Source organism: Tepidibacillus fermentans (assembly GCF_004342885.1).
Classification (GTDB): domain Bacteria; phylum Bacillota; class Bacilli; order Tepidibacillales; family Tepidibacillaceae; genus Tepidibacillus; species Tepidibacillus fermentans.
In genome coordinates this window covers 45102-64729 of the sequence record NZ_SMAB01000011.1, presented here as the reverse complement: position 1 = coordinate 64729, position 19628 = coordinate 45102, and the positions used below count along the sequence as shown (strand labels likewise).

Sequence of the window (19628 nt, the reverse complement as noted above, 5' to 3'; positions counted from 1 at the left end):
ATCTACCTAGGGGAACTCTCAAATACCGATTACGCTTACATAATATATTTGTATATATTTGTAAAAAATTTCTCCCACAAAAACTTGACACAAACCCCAATTAGTGCCCTTTTTTCTTTCTCCTTTCATTATGCTAAAATGATAGCTATAATGATCGAGATATGATTGAATTAGCAGGTTTAGGTGTTTCCATGGGAAATGCACGCCTTGAGATAAAAGCGATTGCTGATTATGTGACCAAAACGAATAATGACCATGGGGTATGGGAAGTGTTTCAAAAATTCGTCCTTGCTTGATTGGGTGCTAGGAGAGATTTGGATTGAAAAAGGGAATGGAACTGATTCGCGTCAAAAAAGGAATGGAAAAAGAACAGCAACGAGATACGAATACAATACTCCTCTTAGAAACAGAAGAAGAGAGAATCTATTTAAAAGTTGTAGATCAAAAACAAACCCTAACAATCGAAGAATTGCAACAAATCGTTTCTAACATTCGCGATTTTTTGGCAAATACCAAGTCGATCGAAGAAAAACTAAAAGACTGGTTGACGGAAATTCTAACCAATGAAAAGGCCATAGAAAGGATTCAAATTCCAAATTGGGTTAGGGAAGCAAAAGGATGGTTGTTCGCTTATTTCCTGCTTGTTACAATATTATGTAAACTAGATTGTTTAAGTAATAAATATATAAAAAGTATATAAATTTCTTTATAATTTTATCCAAAGAATAAGTGTAAGAGAAGTAAGCTTCAATTCCTAATTGTTGTAGAGTGTCGGATAGCTCACTAAATTCCGAACCGTTGTCTACTGTAATAGTACGAAATACTCTAGAAACTTGGTAGGATCTCGTTTACAGAATCAGCAACTGCATCTGGCGTGCAGTATCTTATCTTCTGTAAATTTTAAAAATCTTCAACCTGAGCCACTTTGCACTTTGCTCCACAATTCATGCGATTTTTCTCGTAAACCGTCTGCCTAGTTTTTGGGAAATATTCTTCATAAGTTGATAAGTCAGATCGCCTTTGAATGGTGGTTCCTTTTTTAATCTCGCGACTAATTGTACTTGGTGAGAGACCTACCTTATTTGCAATATAACAATGAGTTTTACCTTCTTTTTAGAGAGCGCAATCTGATCTCTTTCAAAGACACTTAGGTGTTTAAAAGAACGTACAATTATGGTAGACTTGGATTGAACAGTCATAGTTGAGACCTCCTGTATGTTTGGACTAGACACCTAAATCATACATGATTTCTCACTATGGTTGTTTATTTTTCACTGCATTATATTGTTGCAATTATTTTTACAATGAACCGAAGAAAACAAAATAAAATAAGCCTAAATATTCGTTGACAATTTGTTACTTAAAGACTATAGTTATAGTATAAGTGGTACGTACCACATGATATGCGCATATTTAAATTAAATAAGGAAAAGTGATAGATGATGAAAGTCATAGACAAGGAAAGCAGAATACCACTTTACTACCAGTTAATGGAAATTATTATTGATGAAATAGAAAGTGGAAAACTTAGAGAAAATGATCAAATACCTTCTGAACGAGAACTTTGTGAAAAGTATGATATTAGTCGTGCTACTGTAAGACAAGCTATTCAAGAGTTAGAAAAGGAAGGTTATTTATATAAACAACATGGTAAAGGAACCTTTGTTTCTCCAAAGGAATTTAAACAAGATTTATTACATTTTTATAGTTTTACTGAAGAAATGAAAAAGCTAGGGAAAACTCCTACTTCAAGAGTGATTAAGTTTGAAGTAATTGAAAGCGATGCCAAAATAGCAAAAAAGATGAATATTTCTATTGGGGATATTGTATATAAATTTATTCGTTTACGTTTGGCTGATCAACAACCCATGATGCTTGAAACAACCTATTTACCATATCAGCGTTTTCCGAATGTTAAACAAAGTGACTTAGAACAGAAAGCTTTATATGATATTTTGACTGAAAGATTTAATGTAAGTTTTATAAAAGCAGAGGAAAGCTTTCAATCAGTAAATACAAGAAAACATGAAGCACAACTTCTTGAATATGAAGAAAATCGTCCAAGTATGATGATTGAAAGAACAACCTTTGACAAAATTGGAATCATTGAATATACGGTGGGAATTGCTAGAGGGGATCGATTTAAATATCGTGTGGTGTTAAATATATAATTTTTTTATTTAACTGGTAATGACGACATAATATTATTATATAATAATAAGATTTGTTAAGAGAATATACAAACAATATGAAAGGACGAGGGGAAATGGAGAAATTTTTTGGATATGATGAAGAATATTTAAAAAAAATAACGGGTTATATTACTGCAAAAGAGATTCGACAACAACCAAGGTTATGGAAAGAAACTTTAGATATTGTAAAACGAAATAAAGACTCAATCGATTCTTTTTTAAATCATATTTTAAAAAAGGATAAGATAAGAATTATTTTTACAGGTGCAGGAACATCAGCTTTTGTTGGTGAGAGCGTTGTTCCCTATCTAAATAAAAAATATCCAGGAAAATTTGAATCAATAGCAACGACAGACATTGTAACTAATCCTGAAAATTATTTATTTTCAGCTATTCCAACGTTACTTATTTCTTTTGCTAGATCAGGAAACAGCCCCGAAAGTATTGCTACTGTAGACCTTGCTAAACAAATTGTCAATGAGGTATATCAAATTGTTATTACATGTAATCCTGAAGGAAGTTTAGCCAAAAAGACTCAAAATGATCCAAACAGTTTGCTTCTTCTAATGCCTGAGGATTCTAATGATCAAGGTTTTGCAATGACAGGTAGCTTTAGTTCAATGACATTAGCAGCGCTCCTTCTTTTTGAGAATCTTGAAGAGATCGAGCAAGAAATTAAATTGATCATCGGTAATGGGGAAAAAATATTGGATAAAATGGCTCCGTTAATTAAAGATTTAGCTGAAAACGATTTCGAAAGAATTATCTATTTAGGATCGTCTTCGTTAAAAGGGTTAGCTACAGAATCTGCATTAAAGACATTAGAACTAACAAATGGAGAACTTATTGCAACTTATGAATCTTCTTTAGGATTAAGGCATGGACCAAAAACAATGATAAATAATCAAACACTGATTGTTTCATATATATCAAATAATGCCTATACACGAAAATATGAAATTGATTTGCTAAAAGAACTGGCTTCAGAAAAGAATTATCATAAATTAATAGCTGTCTCCTCCGATAAAAATGAAGAAATTGAAAGTTTAGTAGATAATTATTTTTACATCAGTGACCAAGGCAAAGTATATAAAGATGATGTTTATTTAATCTTTAATTACGTTTTAATTGCTCAAATGTTTTCGTTTTTTAAATCGATTCAATTAGGGCATACCCCTGATAACCCGTGTCCTGATGGAAGTGTGAATAGGGTAGTAAAGGGTGTAATTATACATCCCTACAATAAATAGAATTCATTTTTAGTAAAAGGGGGGATCCATATCTAGAAACCCATCAATCATATTAAAGTAAGATGTATGGAACGAAAGAAAAGAATTTAAACTAGGCGGTGATTTAAATGGCAGAACCAAATATTTTACTAACTCGCATTGATAATCGATTAGTACATGGTCAAGTAGGAGTAACATGGACAACCTCATTAGGTGCCAATTTGTTAGTCGTTGTTGATGATCAAGTAGCAAAAGACCCATTACAACAGCAACTAATGGCCGTAACAGCTGAATCATCAGGTGCAGGAATTAGATTTTTTACGGTAGAACACACCATTAATATTATTCATAAAGCTACTCCATCGCAAAAAATCTTTATAATATGTAAAACACCTGAGGTGGTCAAGAAATTAATTGACGGTGGTGTACCTATCAAAGATGTAAATGTTGGAAACATGCATTTTTCACAAGGGAAACGTCAAATTAGTAAAAAGGTTTATGTAGATGATAATGACTTAGAAAATCTCCGTTATATAAAATCAAAAGGAATCAATGTATTTATACAAGATGTCCCAGGGGACATCAAAGAAAATATTGAATAGGAGGGGATCTTATGCATGATATTACTTTAGTGCAAGGTATATCTTTAGCAATTATGGCAATTATTGTTGGAATTGATTTTTGGCTCGAGGGTTTATTTATCTTTAGACCTATTATCGTTAGTACTCTAACTGGACTTATTCTTGGTGATTTACAAACTGGATTGATTGCTGGTGCATTAACGGAATTAGCGTTTGCTGGACTAACGCCAGCTGGTGGGACGCAACCTCCAAACCCAGTATTAGCTGGTGTGATGACAGTTGTAATAGCTTATACAACTGGAACAGATGCAAAAACCGCGATCGGTTTAGCATTACCTTTTAGTTTTTTAATGCAATATATCATTTTATTCTACTACTCTAGTTTTTCATTCTTTATGGCTAAAGCTGATAAATACGCTGAAGAAGCAGATGTCAAATCCTTTATTAGATTAAATATTTTAACTACATCAATAGTAGCGGTGACATATGGGGTTGTTGTCTTTTTAAGCACATATGTTGCTCAAGATGCTATGCAACTTTTAGTAAAATCAATGCCTACATGGTTAACACACGGTTTTGAAATTGCTGGGGGTATTTTACCAGCTGTTGGATTTGGAATGTTATTAAAAGTCATGCTTAAAGGGCAGTATGTACCTTATCTCATTGTAGGATTTTTAGTAGCATCTTTTATTCCTTTTTCTAATCTATTGCCTGTTGCTATGGTTGGAACTGCTTTTGCTATATATGAATATTTTAACTCAAAAAATAAGGCTCAATTAGTACAAAAGGTTGTTGTGGAAGGAGATGATTATAGTGAAGGAATCTAATAAAGTGTTAACTAAAAAGGATATTACTAAGTTAGGGTTTTTATCTTCATTTCTCCAAGCTAGTTTTAACTATGAAAGAATGCAAGCAGGTGGCTTTACTGTTGCACAATTACCATTCTTAAAGAAAATATACAAAGACGATAAAAAAGGCCTTTCTGAAGCAATGAAAGATAACTTGGAATTTATTAACACACATCCAAACTTAGTTGGCTTTTTAATGGGATTATTATTATCTTTAGAAGAAGGGAAAGAAGACAGAAATTTAATTAAAGGTTTAAAAGTTGCGCTGTTTGGTCCATTAGCAGGAATAGGGGATGCAATCTTTTGGTTTACAATTCTACCAATTGTAGCAGGGATTAGTGCATCATTTGCTGAACAAGGAAGCATTTTAGGACCAATTATTTTCTTTAGTGTTTATTTAACGATATTTGCATTTCGTATCATATGGACTCACCTTGGCTATAATCTGGGTGTTAGAGCAATTGAAAAAATAAAGACTAGCTCACAAACGATTTCTAAAGCTGCCACCATTCTTGGAGTTACTGTTATTGGTGGACTAATAGCATCATATGTGCATATCAATGTTTTAACAGAAGTCGCAATCAACGCCGAACATTCTGTATCCTTGCAAAAGGATTTCTTTGATAAAATATTTCCAAATATTTTACCAATGGCTTATACATTGCTTATGTTTTACTTCTTGAAAAAGAAAAAAGTTAGTCCAGTTGTTTTAATTTTAGGAACTTTTATTATGGCAATCGTGATGTCAGTGTTAGGAGTGTTATAAGATGAAAAGTATCATGATCATAAGTGGACATGGGAACTATGCCACAGGATTGAAAAATTCAATCGAATTATTAGCAGGTAAAAATGATGGTTTATATTATATTGATTTTACAGCAAGTGATACAGATTTAACTTTAAAGGAAAAAATGTCAAAGTTGGTAAAAGAAAATAAAGGTTCTCAAATATTATTTATTTGCGATATACTTGGAGGCACCCCTTTCAAAGTTGCTGCAGAGTTAGTGAATGACCGTGATAATATGGAATTAGTTGCTGGATGTAATATTGGTTCAATATTAGAAGCGTTATTCCAAAAGGATACCCTTTCTATTAGTGAGTTAGCTGAATTTATCGTTAATTCAAGCAAACAATCGACTGTTAAATTTCAAAAGATCACTAATTTTCAAGTTGAGAGTAATCAAGAATTAGAGGAAGGGATTTAACCAAGAATAGAGCAGGGTTGTTTATGAAAATAACTCTGCTTTTTACAATACTTTGAGAGGAAGGAACAATGAGAATATTAGGGATTGATAGCAACGAATTAAGGATAATTGGTGGTTATCATACAAGTTATGAGTTGGAAAATCAACCAAATCTTTGGATTCATGGCGTTAACATTATTAAAGAATATAGAAGTCAAATAGAATTATTTTTGAACCAAGTTTTTTCCATAGAGGGATTAAAAATATATTTGGTTGGTGCTGGTAGTTCTGCTAAGGCGGCATCGATTATTCAAAATTATATCATGAGAAAGATAAATAAAGAAGTCTACGCTATTGCATCAACAGCTTTAATAACACATCCTGATCACTATATTTTAGATGATAGTCCGGTTCTATTGGTCTCTTTAGGAAGTTCAGGAAATACAATAGAGGCATTAGAGACAGTTGAAATTTTTAAAGGTAAAAGTAGAAAATTATTTCAATTATTAATCATTTGTTCAGAAGAAGGGGAACTTGTTCATAGATACGCGAAAGAAGAAGGAGTACTCTATGTTCCCATTCCTAAAGGAACGAAAGGAAAAAGCTTTGCGGCTACTGGTGAATTTACATTATTGGTTCAATATGCCTTAATGATTTTAGATATTCATAACTTTCATTACTATAATAATATGTTCAATCACGTAGTTTCCGATGTTGTAACATTTTTACAAGAAGATATATATAAAGTTCATGCATTAAGCAATAAAACATACAACACGATTGTTGGTCTTGGATCAAATGTTTTAATGTATTTAGCTTCAGAGATGTGTTTAAAAATTAGTGAACTTTCAGGCGGATTACAATGTTCCGAGTTTCACTCCATATTAGAGTTTAGACATGGTCCTAAATTAGTAATGAATTCAAGTAGTTTAATTTCTTTCTTCTTTAGTCATGATAAACATGCGTTAAAATATGAAAAGGACATGTTAAAAGAATGTTATCAAAATAAAGTGAATAGTACGATTGTTGCTATATCAATCAACTATGATCCTGAAATTGATGAGAATAGTGATTATTATTTCTACTTTAATAGAGGTCAATTTAATTATTTGGATGATTCACACATTATATTTCAATATTCAATATTTTTTCAATCTTTGGCCATATTAAAATCAATTCAGCTAAAGGTTTCCCCTGATCAACCGGATCAAATTGGTTTGGTTCATAAGGTTGCTCAAGGTGTAAAAATTTATAAAAGAAACGAAAGATAAACTTTTGTGAAAGGGGAACAAGATTTGGCTTATAAATTGTTGGCACTAGATATAGATGGGACGCTTTTTTCTTCTAAAAAATATATCCTTCCACAAACAAAAAAAATGATTAGAAATGTAATTAAAGATGGACTACTGGTGACCTTGGCAACTGGGCGATCATATTCCTTCGCAAAGGAAATAGCAAAAGACTTGAATATTAAAATTCCGATTATTACACATGATGGAGCTTTGATTGCAAATTGTTTAGAACAACCTTTATTTATAAGTAAACTACCTAATGAAATAGTACAAAAAATGATTGAAATGATTACGGATTTCCAACTCGATTTTGAGTTGCAACAAGATCCGTATTCAATCATCAATGTGAGATATCCATGGAAAAATTTTTTTAACACAAAATCATTATCAGCACTGAAATATAAATTTGTTGAATATAGAAGTAGCAAGTTTATTTCTAACCAAGATATGTTATCTTATATTAAGTTGAACCGAATAGAACCGCAAAAAATTTCAATCGTTGCTGAAAATGAAAAAAAAATACAGTTCATAATGAAAGAATTATTAACTAAGTTTCATGATCAAATTCGAATTACTTACTCTGGTATGGGGTTTGAAATCTTACCCAAGGATATTTCTAAGGCTTTTGGTCTAAAAGTATTAAGTAGCGAATTGGGAATTGATTCAACGGAAATCATTGCAATCGGCGATAATCACAATGATATAGAGATGATTGAGTATGCTGGATTAGGCGTTGCCATGGATAACGCTCCACAAAAAGTAAAGAAGTTAGCAAACTACGTGACTCGATCAAATGATGAGAATGGTATCGCATATGTGATTCAAAGGTTTTATTACAGTCTTAAACATTAATAAAAAATCCCTGTTTCCTTGAAATTTTGTAATCAATAAGATTATAATTGGTACGTACATCATAATATCATGATTATTGGTGTTGTTGATTAAGATGCACTTATGAGGAGGTATTCAGATGTCGATTGTATCTACAAAAGAGATGCTTCTTGACGCGAAAAAAAGAAAATATGCAGTACCCGCTTTTAACATTCACAATTTAGAAACAGTTCAGGTTGTAGTAGAGGCTGCAGCTGAATTGTATTCACCAATTATTCTTGCCGCTACTCCAAGTACCGTAAAATATGCCGGTCCAGATTATTTGTTGGCTATCGCAAACGTAGCAACTGCTAGATACAATATCCCTATTGCTCTTCATCTAGACCATTCAGAAGACATTGATTACATTAAACAATGTATTGATTTAGGTTATAAATCGGTTATGATTGATGCTTCTCATGACCCATTTGAGGAAAATATTCGAAAGGTGTCAGAAGTGGTTGATTATGCACATCGATTTGGTGTAACTGTTGAAGCTGAATTAGGTCGACTTGGTGGTCAAGAAGATGATTTAGTAGTGGATGAAAAGAATTCAATATTTACGGATCCAGAAAAAGCTGTTGAATTTGTTGAAATAACGAATATAGACTCATTAGCTGTAGCAATTGGGACAGCTCACGGTTTATATAAAGATAAACCAAAGTTAGATTTTGACCGACTTGAACGGATTAATCAACTAATAGATATACCATTAGTCCTTCACGGTGCTTCAGGAATTCCAGATAAAGATGTAAGAAGATCAATTGAACTAGGAATTACTAAAGTAAATATTGCAACAGAATTAAAGATACCATTCTCCAATGCGGTAAAACAATTTTTCAATGAACATCCAGAGGAAAGTGATCCAAGAAAATATTTGACTCCTGGTAAAGATGCGATGAAAAAGGTAACGATTGAAAAGATAAAGTTATGTGGTAGTGATGGTAAGGCTTTATAAGGAAGTGATTTTTTATGATTACAACGATTACTTTAAACCCATCCGTTGATAGAAGATATGTTGTTCAAGATTTTCAAGTTGGTAATCTCTTTCGAACACATCAATTTGAAGCAACAGCTGGTGGAAAAGGACTTAATGTTGCTCGTGTAATAAAACAATTTGGTGAAGATGTATTAACGACAGGGTTTATTGGCGGAAAAAATGGCGAATTCATTCTTGAACAATTAACCGAACAAGGAATAAAAAATGACTTTATTCAAATAACCGGTGAGACACGCAATTGTATCGCAATACTGTCAAAGGATGTGGTACAAACAGAAATACTAGAATCTGGGCCAAAAGTAACATCTGAACAAATCGAGTTATTTCTCCAAAAATATGAAAGAATACTACAAGATAGTTCAGTACTTGTTGCGTCGGGAAGTTTACCTGAAGGTGTACCTGAGTCGATGTATTATGAATTAATTATTAGGGCAAAGAAAAAGGGAAAACCATTTATTTTGGATACAAGTGGTTCAGCATTAAGAGAAGGACTTAATGCTTCCCCTTTTTTGATTAAACCAAATAAAAGTGAATTAGAATTGCTAATGAATCGACCTATTGAATCAGAAGAAGAAATTATTAAAGCTGCTAAAGAAATTAGTCAAAATGGCGTTGAATTTGTTGTTGTTTCCTTGGGAAGTGATGGGGCTATTATAATCCATAAAGATCTAGGTTATAAGGTAAAAATTCCAAAAATAGAAGTAAAAAATCCTGTTGGATCAGGCGATTCTATGGTTGCTGGTTTAGCAATTGGACTTTATAAAAATTATGGAATAGAAGATATGCTAAAGCTTGGAGTAGCATGTGGAACTGCAAATGCAATGGAAATAGGAACAGGCCAAATTCGAAAGGCAAATGTAGAATCGATGTTTAAGAACGTTAAAGTAGAAAAAATAAAGGTATTAAATTCTTTAAAATAAAAGTTTGGAATTAGTCTACAGAAAACCAGTCTAAAAACCCCCACCCCCGCATGCGATTATTGACCCTGATATTGAATAATTTAAAAAAACAAATAACGTCAGTGAACGATATTAAAAAGGTATTATTGAATTTGGCAAGGATGTGGATCTTGTTTTACTTGATCAGAACAACCAAATTATCATTGTATTTTGTCGAGATGAATTAGAGTATAACCGAAAAGGAAGCGAAAAAGATGAAAATCATTGAAGTAGAAGATTACAACGCATTAGCTAAAAAGGCCTCAGAAATGGTTATCAAACGAGTATCTCAATCTTCTTCTTTAACCCTTGGTTTAGCAACAGGTTCAACCCCTCTAGGTGTATATGAACATTTACGAGAAGATTTTATAAATAATAAAACGTCATACAAATCTGTTAAAACATTTAATTTAGACGAGTATGTCGGATTAGAAAAAAGCAATCCTAATAGTTACTACTATTATATGTATAAAAACCTTTTTGATCATATTGATATACCATCAAACCAAATACACATTCCAAATGGTATGGCGAAGGATTTGGAAGCTGAATGCCAAAGATATGAAGAACAGATTGATCAAGTAGGAGGTATTGACCTACAACTTTTAGGAATTGGTGTAAATGGACATATTGGATTTAATGAACCTGGTACAAGTTTTGATTCCATTACTCATGTTGTGAAGTTAGCTGAGTCTACACGAATCGCAAATTCTCGTTTTTTTCATGATTTATCTGAAGTACCTACACATGCGATTACGATGGGAATTGCCTCCATCATGAAAAGCAAGGAGATTCTATTATTGGCTTATGGCTTGAAAAAAGCACAAATTCTATACGATTTAATGACGAAAACCATAGACGAAAGACTTCCAGCTTCAATCTTAAAAAGGCACCCAAGGGTAACCATTATTGCGGATAAAAAAGCAATGTCCATAATTAAAGAAAAAGCAGGTATTAATGATTAATAAAAATCTTAGCTACCAGAAGGGAGAATAGTTTCTGAAAATGATTTAATGGAGGCTAAAAAATTAGGATTTGATTTCGTTTGTTTAACGGGTAATCCGAAAACAGGAGTATCCAATCTGGAAATTAAGAAAGCAATTGAAAAAGCTAGGAGCGTATTTGGAAAATAGGAATCAGCCTATTCTCCCTTTTGAATTTCTAGCCACATGATATAATAAAGAAAAATGTGATGTGTAGGGGAGTGAGAAACAATGGGGAAAAAAAGGCATGTTGAAGATATAAAAGAAGAAAGCTTGACTTACGAGGATTATTCCAAGCTGCCTGAAGATGGTTCGCATTATGAATTGGTAAACGGAAAGCTAGAACTTATGGCTCCTGCCCCTACAGCAGAACATCAGATCATAAGCAGTAATCTTATCGCAATGATAAATCAACATTGTCGTCTTGATTATTTCATTCTGTATGCTCCGATTGATCTTATACTATCAAATGCTGAAGTACGTCAACCGGATATAGTAATGATTCAAAGAAATCGCAGAGATATCATTACGCGAAGGGGGATTGAAGGAGCACCGGATTTAATCGTGGAAATTCTCTCTCCTTCCACCGCATTAAAAGACAAGAAGAACAAACGGAAAACATATGCATATTTTGGCATAAAGGAATACTGGATAGTTGATCCTTTGCATCGCACTATAGAACAAAATTTATTGAATCCGGAAAAACATCAATATGATCTATATGAGGTATTTGGAGGAGATGAAGAAACGATCACCTCACCACTCATCCCATGCTTATCAATATCAGTAAAGGAAATTTTTCGTGATCTTGACTTGTTTGATCTAGGCTAAAAACCCGTAAATGATGATGAACTGCAAAAAAAACCGTGCATAGCTCGGTTTTTTTAATGAGTTAGCGCATTTAAATATTATTTTTGGAGAGTAGATGGTTGTTTGTAAATAATGGGGCATTAATCATTAACATTAGTGCCCTTTTTTGTCTTTACTTTTAATTATTATGCTAAAATAAATTAAAGTGAAATTTCAGATCAGAAAGGAAATCCAAGATGAACTACAAACTTGTCGCAATCGATCTAGACGACACACTACTAGCTGATGATTTGACGATATCGTCACAAACGATTGAAGCGATTCGCGAAGCTGTCGACAAAGGGATAACGGTGACTCTAGCAACAGGACGGATGTTCCAATCTGCTAAAAAATATGCAAAAGCCATTGAATTAGACGTTCCCATTATCACTTATCAAGGGGCATATATCAAAAATGTTTTAAGCGGTGAGGTTCTTTTTCAAAGATTGGTTCCCTATGAGTTATCGATCGATATCATAAAAGATTTAATAGAGAAGAATAAACACATTCAAATCTATCTCGAAGATCAACTCTATGTCGCTGAAGAGAATCAATATATTCGAGACTATGCCAAAGCATCAGATGTACCCTATTATGTGGTTGATGATTTGGTTCAACAAATGGATCAATCACAAACCGAGCCCATCAAAATCCTAATTATCGATGACCCTGATAACATTCAAACATTAGAGAAAGAATATCAATATCGATATGGAAATCAACTTCATGTTACAATTTCCAAACCATACTTTTTGGAAATTACCCATCCTGAAGCGACAAAAGGAAATGCGATTCGCTTTCTTGCGAAGCAAAAAGGGATTACGATGGAGCAAGTGATAGCGATTGGTGATAGCTATAATGATCGAGATATGATTGAATTAGCAGGTTTAGGTGTTGCCATGGGAAATGCTCGCCCTGAGATAAAAGCGATTGCTGATTATGTGACCAAAACGAATAATGACCATGGGGTATGGGAAGTGTTTCAAAAATTCGTCCTTGCTTGATTGGGTGCTAGGAGAGATTTGGATTGAAAAAGGGAATGGAACTGATTCGCGTCAAAAAAGGAATGGAAAAAGAACAGCAACGAGATACGAATACAATACTCCTCTTAGAAACAGAAGAAGAGAGAATCTATTTAAAAGTTGTAGATCAAAAACAAACCCTAACAATCGAAGAATTGCAACAAATCGTTTCTAACATTCGCGATTTTTTGGCAAATACCAAGTCGATCGAAGAAAAACTAAAAGACTGGTTGACGGAAATTCTAACCAATGAAAAGGCCATAGAAAGGATTCAAATTCCAAATTGGGTTAGGGAAGCAAAAGGATGGCATAACGGTTGGTTTCCCGTGTTGTTTCTTAAAAAAGAACAAGGTTGGGAAGAAAAGTCATTCATTGATATTATTCAGTCCTATATACCTGGTACATTATTACCGATTCCAATCTCTCAACGTAGTTTACTGGTCTTGGTCTCTAACGAGAAACTACGACTTGATCAAAAGGACGAAGTAGATGAGTTTGCCTTTGGACTGTATGAAATGTTACAAAATGAGTGGCATGAAGAAGTGAAAATCGGAATTCATAAACCTGCAACAAGTATCGAGAAACTTTTAAAACATAGTGTTCAATTGATTCAAGATATGTCTTGGATAAAATGGTTCTATGTTGATGTGAAAGTCTTCTCCCCTTGGAATCATTTTTTCGAAAGGATGATAGCGAAAATACCTAGTGAGGAGTTGAAATCCTTTATTCCGAAGCAATGGATGTTGACGTTAGATCCAGAAATAGAAGAGACGATTCGGGTTTTCTTGGAAGAAAATCTAAATATGAGTGAAACGGCTAGAAGGCTTTTTATCCATCGAAACACTTTGCAATATCGGATTGATAAAGTTAAACAGCAAACAGGTTTGGATGTGAAACAATTTCATGATGCTATGACTTTTAAATGGCTATCCCTCCTAAAAAAGCGTTTTGGACAAATTGAATAGAATCGCAAAAAATATTTGTAAGAAATGCGAATAGAAAACGTTTTCATCAAAAGGTAGACTAGAAACAAGAAATAAATGATTCTATGTTTTTACGATGGAGGGATAAGTTATGGCAAGTGTAACATTGAAACATGTGTACAAACGTTACGGCAACCATGAAGTAGTCAAAGATATTAATCTTGAAATCAAAGATAAAGAGTTCCTCGTATTAGTTGGTCCTTCGGGTTGTGGTAAGTCAACTACATTACGGATGATCGCAGGTCTAGAAGAAATTTCCGAAGGTGACCTGTATATTGGTGATGAGAGAGTCAATGACAAAGCACCAAAGGATCGCGATATTGCGATGGTATTCCAAAGCTATGCGTTATACCCACATATGACCGTTTATGACAATATGGCATTTGGTTTGAAATTAAGAAAGTTCTCCAAAGAAGAAATTAAAAAACGAGTTCATGAAGCTGCAAAAATTTTAGACATCGAACATTTACTTGATCGCAAACCAAAAGCACTTTCTGGTGGACAAAGACAACGGGTTGCTTTGGGGCGTGCGATCGTACGTGAGCCAAAAGTATTCTTGATGGACGAACCATTATCAAACCTTGATGCTAAACTACGTGTACAAATGAGAACTGAGATTAGTAAATTGCATAAACGTCTAGAGACAACGGTCATCTATGTTACTCACGACCAAACAGAAGCGATGACCATGGGGGATCGAATTGTGGTCATGAAAGATGGTGTCATTCAACAGGTTGATACACCGACTGAATTATATAATCATCCTAAAAATATGTTCGTAGCAGGTTTTATTGGTTCTCCATCCATGAATTTTATTCCTGGAAAATTGGAAACCAATGGGGATTCATTGGTATTTAAAATTAATCAAGTTCAGTTTGTAATCCCAGAGGGGAAAGCTAAAACTTTACGTGAAAAAGGTTATGTAGGAAAAGAGGTTTTCCTAGGAATTCGTCCAGAGGATATTCATGATGAATTAATTTTCCTAGAATCTTCTCCAAATAGTCAGTTTACGGCAATGATTGATGTGGCTGAGCATATGGGTGCCGAAATGTATCTCTATCTTTCTGGCGTAGGAAAAGAATCGGTTACTGCAAGAGTAAATGCTCGTTCTCAATTGAAGGCTGGAACACAAGTGAAGTTAGCTTTCGATATGAATAAGATTCACATTTTTGATAAGGATACAGAAGATAGTGTAATCTAATCGAATTTCATTTTCTTTACATTCAATTATAAAAATTCTATAATAATGAGGAAAAACAAACAGCGACTGATGTACATCAGTCGCTGTTCTGCTAATATAGATTTCCATATCATCTCCAAGTGGAGGGAACCATGTGAAAAAGATTCTAAAAGTAAAAGATTTAAAAGATGCTTTTGATTTAGAGTTAGTCTGCGATCTTGCTGATCTAGACCGAAAAATCACGGTGAGTGACTTAAGCCGACCGGGTCTAGAAATGGCGGGTTTTTTTACATATTATCCCTATGAACGAGTACAAATTTTAGGGAAAACAGAATTAACCTTCCTTGAAGGACTGTCTTCAAGGGTACGGAAAGAAAGAATGGAAAAATTATGCCATGATGAGACACCAGCTATTATCATCGCTCGCAATTTGTCTGTACCAGAGGAATTAATCGAGGTCTCCTGTAAGAAAAGAATTCCGATTCTTCGCACAGCGATGAATACTACACGCTTTGCTAGTAAACTAACCAACTATCTCGAGGCTCAATTGGCACCAACGATTACACTTCATGGTGTTCTGGTTGATGTGTATGGAGTAGGGATATTAATTACAGGGTCAAGTGGAATCGGTAAAAGTGAAACGGCATTAGAACTTGTAAAACGTGGTCATCGTTTAGTCGCTGATGACGCGGTGGAAATCCGCCAAACTGCAGAAAATGAATTAATTGGGACAGCACCAGAAGTAATCCGTCATCTACTAGAAATCCGTGGATTAGGTATTATTAATGTTATGACTCTTTTTGGTGCAGGTGCTGTACGTATCCATAAGAAAATCACACAAGTAGTCAAACTAGAGATGTGGGATAAAGATAAAAATTATGAACGCTTAGGCCTTGATGAACAAAAAATGAAGATTATGGATACAGAAATCCCAGAGATCACAATACCTGTTCGTCCAGGCCGTAACCTTGCTGTCATTATTGAAGTCGCTGCTATGAATTATCGTTTAAAAATAATGGGACATCACGCAGCAAAAGAATTTACAGAACGCCTCTCTGAATTCATGGATGAGGAGCATTAGAAAGGAGAAATCGTATGGTTACAGGATATATTGATCCCATCGCATTCCAACTTGGCCCGATTCAGGTCCATTGGTATGGAGTAATTTTAGGATCTGCTGCTATTGTTGGTTTATTGCTAGCACTATGGGAAACAAAACGAATTGGTTTTGATTCTGATCTTTTAATGGATCTTTTGATTTATGCTGTGCCTGCAGCGATTATTGGTGCCAGAGCCTATTATGTTTTATTCCAATGGGATTATTATTCAAAACATCCCTCGGAGATCATAGCGATTTGGCATGGTGGTTTAGCGATCCATGGGGCTTTGATCGGATCGGTATTAACGGCTTATGTCTTTTCCAAAAAGAAGGGTGTCCGATTTTGGAAACTAGCTGATTTAGCCGCACCTAGTATTTTATTAGGTCAGGCGATTGGTCGTTGGGGTAATTTTATGAATCAGGAGGCCCATGGTGGCCCTGTTTCCCTTGAATTTTTGCAGAACATGCATCTTCCTCAATGGATTATCAACCAGATGAATATTAATGGAGTATATTACCATCCCACCTTTTTATATGAATCTCTTTGGGATTTCATTGGCGTCTTTTTGTTGTTATGGTTACGAAAAAAGAATCCAATTCAGGGAATGGTTTTCCTTAGCTATTTTATTTGGTATTCCGTTGGACGCTTTTATATCGAAGGATTGCGAACCGACAGCTTGGCATTTAATGGGCCAAGTTGGCTATCGAGTTTGATGAATATCCTATGGTCGCCAATGAGATTATTTTTTGAACCTGGAAATATGGAATACGGTAATGTCAGAATTGCTCAGTTCATTGGTGTGGTTCTCATTTTAGCTGCGCTGATTCTGATGTGGTACCGGAAATACAAAGTAGATCATCCTCTTCATTATGAAGATTAAAAAGGCTTGTATGTTCTATATGCTGCGAGAGATCGGAGCAGCGTTAGAACATACAAGCCAATTCTAGATTTGAGAGGCAGAGAGAAATGATCACAAAAGAAACATGGAAAAAAGGAATTTTGTCAGGCGTAAAAACGACATGGGTTTTAGGGAAGGTAATTTTCCCCATCACCTTTATCGTAACGATCCTTAATTTTACACCTGTCATTCACTGGGTCGTTCGGATCTTTTATCCGTTGATGAAATGGATCGGGCTCCCTGGTGAGGCGGCGATTCCATTGGCATTAGGCTATTTATTGAATCTCTATGCAGCAATTGGGGCGATTTTATCCCTTCATTTGACTGTGAAACATGTCTTTATCCTTGCCGTGATGTTAAGTTTTGCTCATAATTTGCTCGTAGAGACAGCTGTCGCGAAAAAAATCGGTGTACACGCGATCGTGCCGATCGGTATTCGTGTTGGTTTATCTTTTATAGCTGCTTTCTTGATCAACCTTTTTTGGCATGGAGGGGGAGAGGCAGCTCAATATGGTTTGGTTGCCAGTACGACACAAAACCCTGAAACATGGACGGGGATTGTATTGTTCGCAATTGAGAAGTCCGCACTCGGTATTTGGCAAATTGTCATTATCGTTTTTCCATTAATGCTTGCTATTCAAGTTCTAAAAGATTTTCACGCGATTGAAACTATTTCAAAATGGTTAGAACCCTTAACGAGAATATTAGGTCTTTCTTCAGGAAAAACATCTGTTCCACTTCTTGCAGGGCTAATTTTTGGCTTAGCATATGGGGCAGGTGTGATTATTGAGAGTGCAAAAGAAGAGAATCTCTCAAAAAGAGATTTATATTTGCTATCGATTTTTTTAGTTGCTAGCCATGCAGTGATTGAAGATACATTAATTTTTGTGCCTTTAGGGATCAATGTTCTCTATCTTTTATTGATTCGAGTAAGTGTGGCTTTTTTGATCACCATTTTAACGGCAAAGGTGTGGCAACGAATCATTGTTCATACTGATTTTGTAGTGAAGGGAGAAGCAAAGTGAAGTATAAAACATTACTATTTGATTTAGATGGAACGATTCTGAATACAAATGAGTTGATTATAAACTCGTTTTTATATACACTCGAACAGTTTTATCCAGGAAAATACAATCGCGAGATGATTATCCCTCATATGGGTAAACCATTATATGAACAAATGGTTATCTTTGGTGATGAGTCACATGCAGAGGAAATGGTTAAAATTTATCGTGAACATAATCTTCGTACCCATGATGAGTATGTACTTGAATTCCCTCATGTGAAGGAAGTGCTTGAAACATTAAAACAAGAAGGTGCTATCCTTGGCGTTGTTACAACAAAGATGCTAAATACAACGATGATGGGTCTTAAGCGATTTGGTATGGATTCACTGATGAGTACGATTGTCTCTTACGAAGATACGGAATTCCATAAACCAGCTCCTGAACCTGTACTGCTTGCAATGGAACGTTTGGGAGCAAATCCAGAAACAACATTAATGGTAGGAGATTCCCAATATGATATTCAAGCTGCAAAAAATGCGGGGATAACCGCGATTGGAGTTGCATGGAGTCTGAAAGGACCAGAATTCCTAAAGCAGTTTGATCCAGATTATGTGATTAAGGATATGCGTGATTTAATTCCGATCGTGAGGGGAATCAAGGAAGATGAGGAAAACAAAACGATATCCGGTGAAAGAAAGTAATTCACTTTGGCAAGTGTATGATACAGTTAGCTTTTGGAAGGTCATGAAGAGTTTTATCATCATTACGATTGGCCGTTTTACCCCTTGGTTGCCTGCAAAAAATTGGTTGTATCGGACGTTTCTTCATATGGAAATAGGGGAAAAAACTGCGATTGCCTTAATGGTGATGATGGATACGATGTTTCCAGAAAAAATCCATATTGGGGACAATACGATTATTGGATATAATACCACGATTTTATGTCATGAATATCTGATCGATGAATATCGACTTGGTGATGTGTATATTGGTTCCAATGTAATGATTGGTGCCAATTCGCTCATTTTACCTGGCGTGACAATCGGGGATCATGCCGTTGTTGGTGCTGGGTCTGTAGTGACCCAAGATGTTCCCCCGTATGCGTTTGTGGCAGGAAACCCGGCTAAGTTGATTCGGATGGTAAATAAATAGCATTTAGGGGTTTGTATATTCCATAAGCTGCGACATAACGTGACTCGCAGCTTTAGCTGTGTAGCACGACTTGTACACGTTGTGTGCTTTCAGAAGTGCCCTTCTCTCCTTCATCTTTATTCATAGAAGGGCACGGATGACGGAGTGCGATGGAATATACAACCCTTTTTTTATATGTGGGTCTTTGCTTTGCATAACAAATACAAATCATAGATCTAATTGGTAAAATAAAGGATTTTTGTACCTTCTAGTGAATTAGATATTAGATACTTTTGCGAGGTAGGTTATGAGAGTTTTTTTGCTGTTTAAAAAAGCTAACG

At 34.8% G+C, this 19628-nt stretch carries 21 protein-coding genes and 3 pseudogenes; 23 read left to right on the top strand and 1 reads right to left on the bottom strand.

The features are described from left to right. Positions 1–152: 152 nt before the first annotated feature. Both EDD72_RS08085 and EDD72_RS08080 read left to right on the top strand, forming a co-directional pair. Positions 153–296: pseudogene (locus EDD72_RS08085) on the top strand (HAD hydrolase family protein); the annotation flags it as partial. Positions 297–319: 23 nt separating this feature from the next. Beyond that, positions 320–700, top strand: a complete 381-nt coding sequence (locus EDD72_RS08080; protein WP_132769141.1) for a hypothetical protein — start codon at positions 320–322, stop codon at positions 698–700. Positions 701–862: 162 nt separating this feature from the next. Here the strand turns inward: EDD72_RS08080 and EDD72_RS12860 are convergent. Continuing rightward, positions 863–1199: pseudogene (locus EDD72_RS12860) on the bottom strand (helix-turn-helix domain-containing protein); the annotation flags it as partial. 240 nt (positions 1200–1439) lie between these two features. Here EDD72_RS12860 and EDD72_RS08070 point away from each other — a divergent pair. The 21 genes and pseudogenes from EDD72_RS08070 (at position 1440) to EDD72_RS07970 (ending at position 19308) form a co-directional block, all read left to right on the top strand. After that, positions 1440–2171, top strand: coding sequence for a GntR family transcriptional regulator (locus tag EDD72_RS08070; protein ID WP_243643807.1), 732 nt, complete (start codon positions 1440–1442; stop codon positions 2169–2171). A gap of 95 nt (positions 2172–2266) precedes the next feature. Next, the gene (locus EDD72_RS08065; RefSeq protein WP_132769139.1) at positions 2267–3442 is read left to right on the top strand and encodes an SIS domain-containing protein; all 1176 of its coding nucleotides are present in this window, start codon (positions 2267–2269) and stop codon (positions 3440–3442) included. A gap of 107 nt (positions 3443–3549) precedes the next feature. After that, positions 3550–4023 (top strand): PTS galactosamine transporter subunit IIB, encoded by a 474-nt coding sequence (gene agaB / locus EDD72_RS08060; RefSeq protein ID WP_132769137.1) that lies wholly within the window; start codon positions 3550–3552, stop codon positions 4021–4023. An 11-nt stretch (positions 4024–4034) separates the two neighbouring features. Next, entirely contained in the window at positions 4035–4829 is a 795-nt protein-coding gene (gene agaC, locus EDD72_RS08055) for a PTS galactosamine transporter subunit IIC (RefSeq protein ID WP_132769135.1), read from the top strand. After that, complete coding sequence (agaD, locus tag EDD72_RS08050) at positions 4816–5616, top strand: PTS galactosamine transporter subunit IID (protein ID WP_132769133.1); 801 nt, start codon at positions 4816–4818, stop codon at positions 5614–5616. The genes agaC and agaD overlap by 14 nt, the downstream gene beginning before the upstream one ends. A 1-nt stretch (position 5617) precedes the next feature. Beyond that, positions 5618–6055: a PTS sugar transporter subunit IIA gene (locus tag EDD72_RS08045; RefSeq protein WP_132769131.1), complete on the top strand. Its 438-nt coding sequence runs from the start codon at positions 5618–5620 to the stop codon at positions 6053–6055. A gap of 68 nt (positions 6056–6123) precedes the next feature. Then, complete coding sequence (locus tag EDD72_RS08040) at positions 6124–7305, top strand: SIS domain-containing protein (RefSeq protein ID WP_132769129.1); 1182 nt, start codon at positions 6124–6126, stop codon at positions 7303–7305. A 6-nt stretch (positions 7306–7311) separates the two neighbouring features. Next, entirely contained in the window at positions 7312–8178 is an 867-nt protein-coding gene (locus tag EDD72_RS08035; RefSeq protein WP_132769127.1) for a Cof-type HAD-IIB family hydrolase, read from the top strand. A 118-nt stretch (positions 8179–8296) separates the two neighbouring features. Beyond that, positions 8297–9154 carry a tagatose bisphosphate family class II aldolase gene (locus EDD72_RS08030; protein WP_132769125.1) on the top strand — a complete coding sequence of 286 codons (858 nt, stop codon included), beginning with the start codon at positions 8297–8299 and terminating at the stop codon, positions 9152–9154. Between the two features lie 14 nt (positions 9155–9168). Further along, positions 9169–10116: a 1-phosphofructokinase gene (gene pfkB / locus EDD72_RS08025; protein WP_132769123.1), complete on the top strand. Its 948-nt coding sequence runs from the start codon at positions 9169–9171 to the stop codon at positions 10114–10116. Between the two features lie 233 nt (positions 10117–10349). Beyond that, positions 10350–11099, top strand: a complete 750-nt coding sequence (gene nagB, locus EDD72_RS08020; protein WP_132769121.1) for a glucosamine-6-phosphate deaminase — start codon at positions 10350–10352, stop codon at positions 11097–11099. A 12-nt stretch (positions 11100–11111) separates the two neighbouring features. Next, positions 11112–11264 (top strand): annotated as a pseudogene (locus EDD72_RS13030) (DUF7916 family protein); the annotation flags it as partial. 84 nt (positions 11265–11348) lie between these two features. Further along, a complete protein-coding gene (locus EDD72_RS08010) occupies positions 11349–11948 on the top strand; it encodes a Uma2 family endonuclease (RefSeq protein ID WP_132769119.1) in 600 nt (199 codons plus the stop codon). A 215-nt stretch (positions 11949–12163) separates the two neighbouring features. After that, positions 12164–12970, top strand: coding sequence for a Cof-type HAD-IIB family hydrolase (locus EDD72_RS08005; protein WP_132769117.1), 807 nt, complete (start codon positions 12164–12166; stop codon positions 12968–12970). Between the two features lie 23 nt (positions 12971–12993). Then, the gene (locus tag EDD72_RS08000; protein WP_132769115.1) at positions 12994–13953 is read left to right on the top strand and encodes a PucR family transcriptional regulator; all 960 of its coding nucleotides are present in this window, start codon (positions 12994–12996) and stop codon (positions 13951–13953) included. A gap of 109 nt (positions 13954–14062) precedes the next feature. After that, on the top strand, positions 14063–15172 hold the full coding sequence (locus EDD72_RS07995; RefSeq protein ID WP_132769113.1) for an ABC transporter ATP-binding protein: 1110 nt from the start codon (positions 14063–14065) through the stop codon (positions 15170–15172). Positions 15173–15305: 133 nt separating this feature from the next. Beyond that, the gene (hprK, locus tag EDD72_RS07990; protein ID WP_132769111.1) at positions 15306–16232 is read left to right on the top strand and encodes an HPr(Ser) kinase/phosphatase; all 927 of its coding nucleotides are present in this window, start codon (positions 15306–15308) and stop codon (positions 16230–16232) included. Positions 16233–16246: 14 nt separating this feature from the next. Then, positions 16247–17131: a prolipoprotein diacylglyceryl transferase gene (gene lgt / locus EDD72_RS07985; protein WP_132769109.1), complete on the top strand. Its 885-nt coding sequence runs from the start codon at positions 16247–16249 to the stop codon at positions 17129–17131. An 86-nt stretch (positions 17132–17217) separates the two neighbouring features. Then, the gene (locus EDD72_RS07980) at positions 17218–18174 is read left to right on the top strand and encodes a nucleoside recognition domain-containing protein (protein ID WP_132769106.1); all 957 of its coding nucleotides are present in this window, start codon (positions 17218–17220) and stop codon (positions 18172–18174) included. Beyond that, entirely contained in the window at positions 18171–18857 is a 687-nt protein-coding gene (gene ppaX, locus EDD72_RS07975) for a pyrophosphatase PpaX (RefSeq protein ID WP_132769104.1), read from the top strand. Before EDD72_RS07980 ends, ppaX begins: the two co-directional genes overlap by 4 nt. Then, entirely contained in the window at positions 18820–19308 is a 489-nt protein-coding gene (locus EDD72_RS07970) for an acyltransferase (RefSeq protein ID WP_132769102.1), read from the top strand. The genes ppaX and EDD72_RS07970 overlap by 38 nt, the downstream gene beginning before the upstream one ends. Positions 19309–19628: the final 320 nt, after the last annotated feature.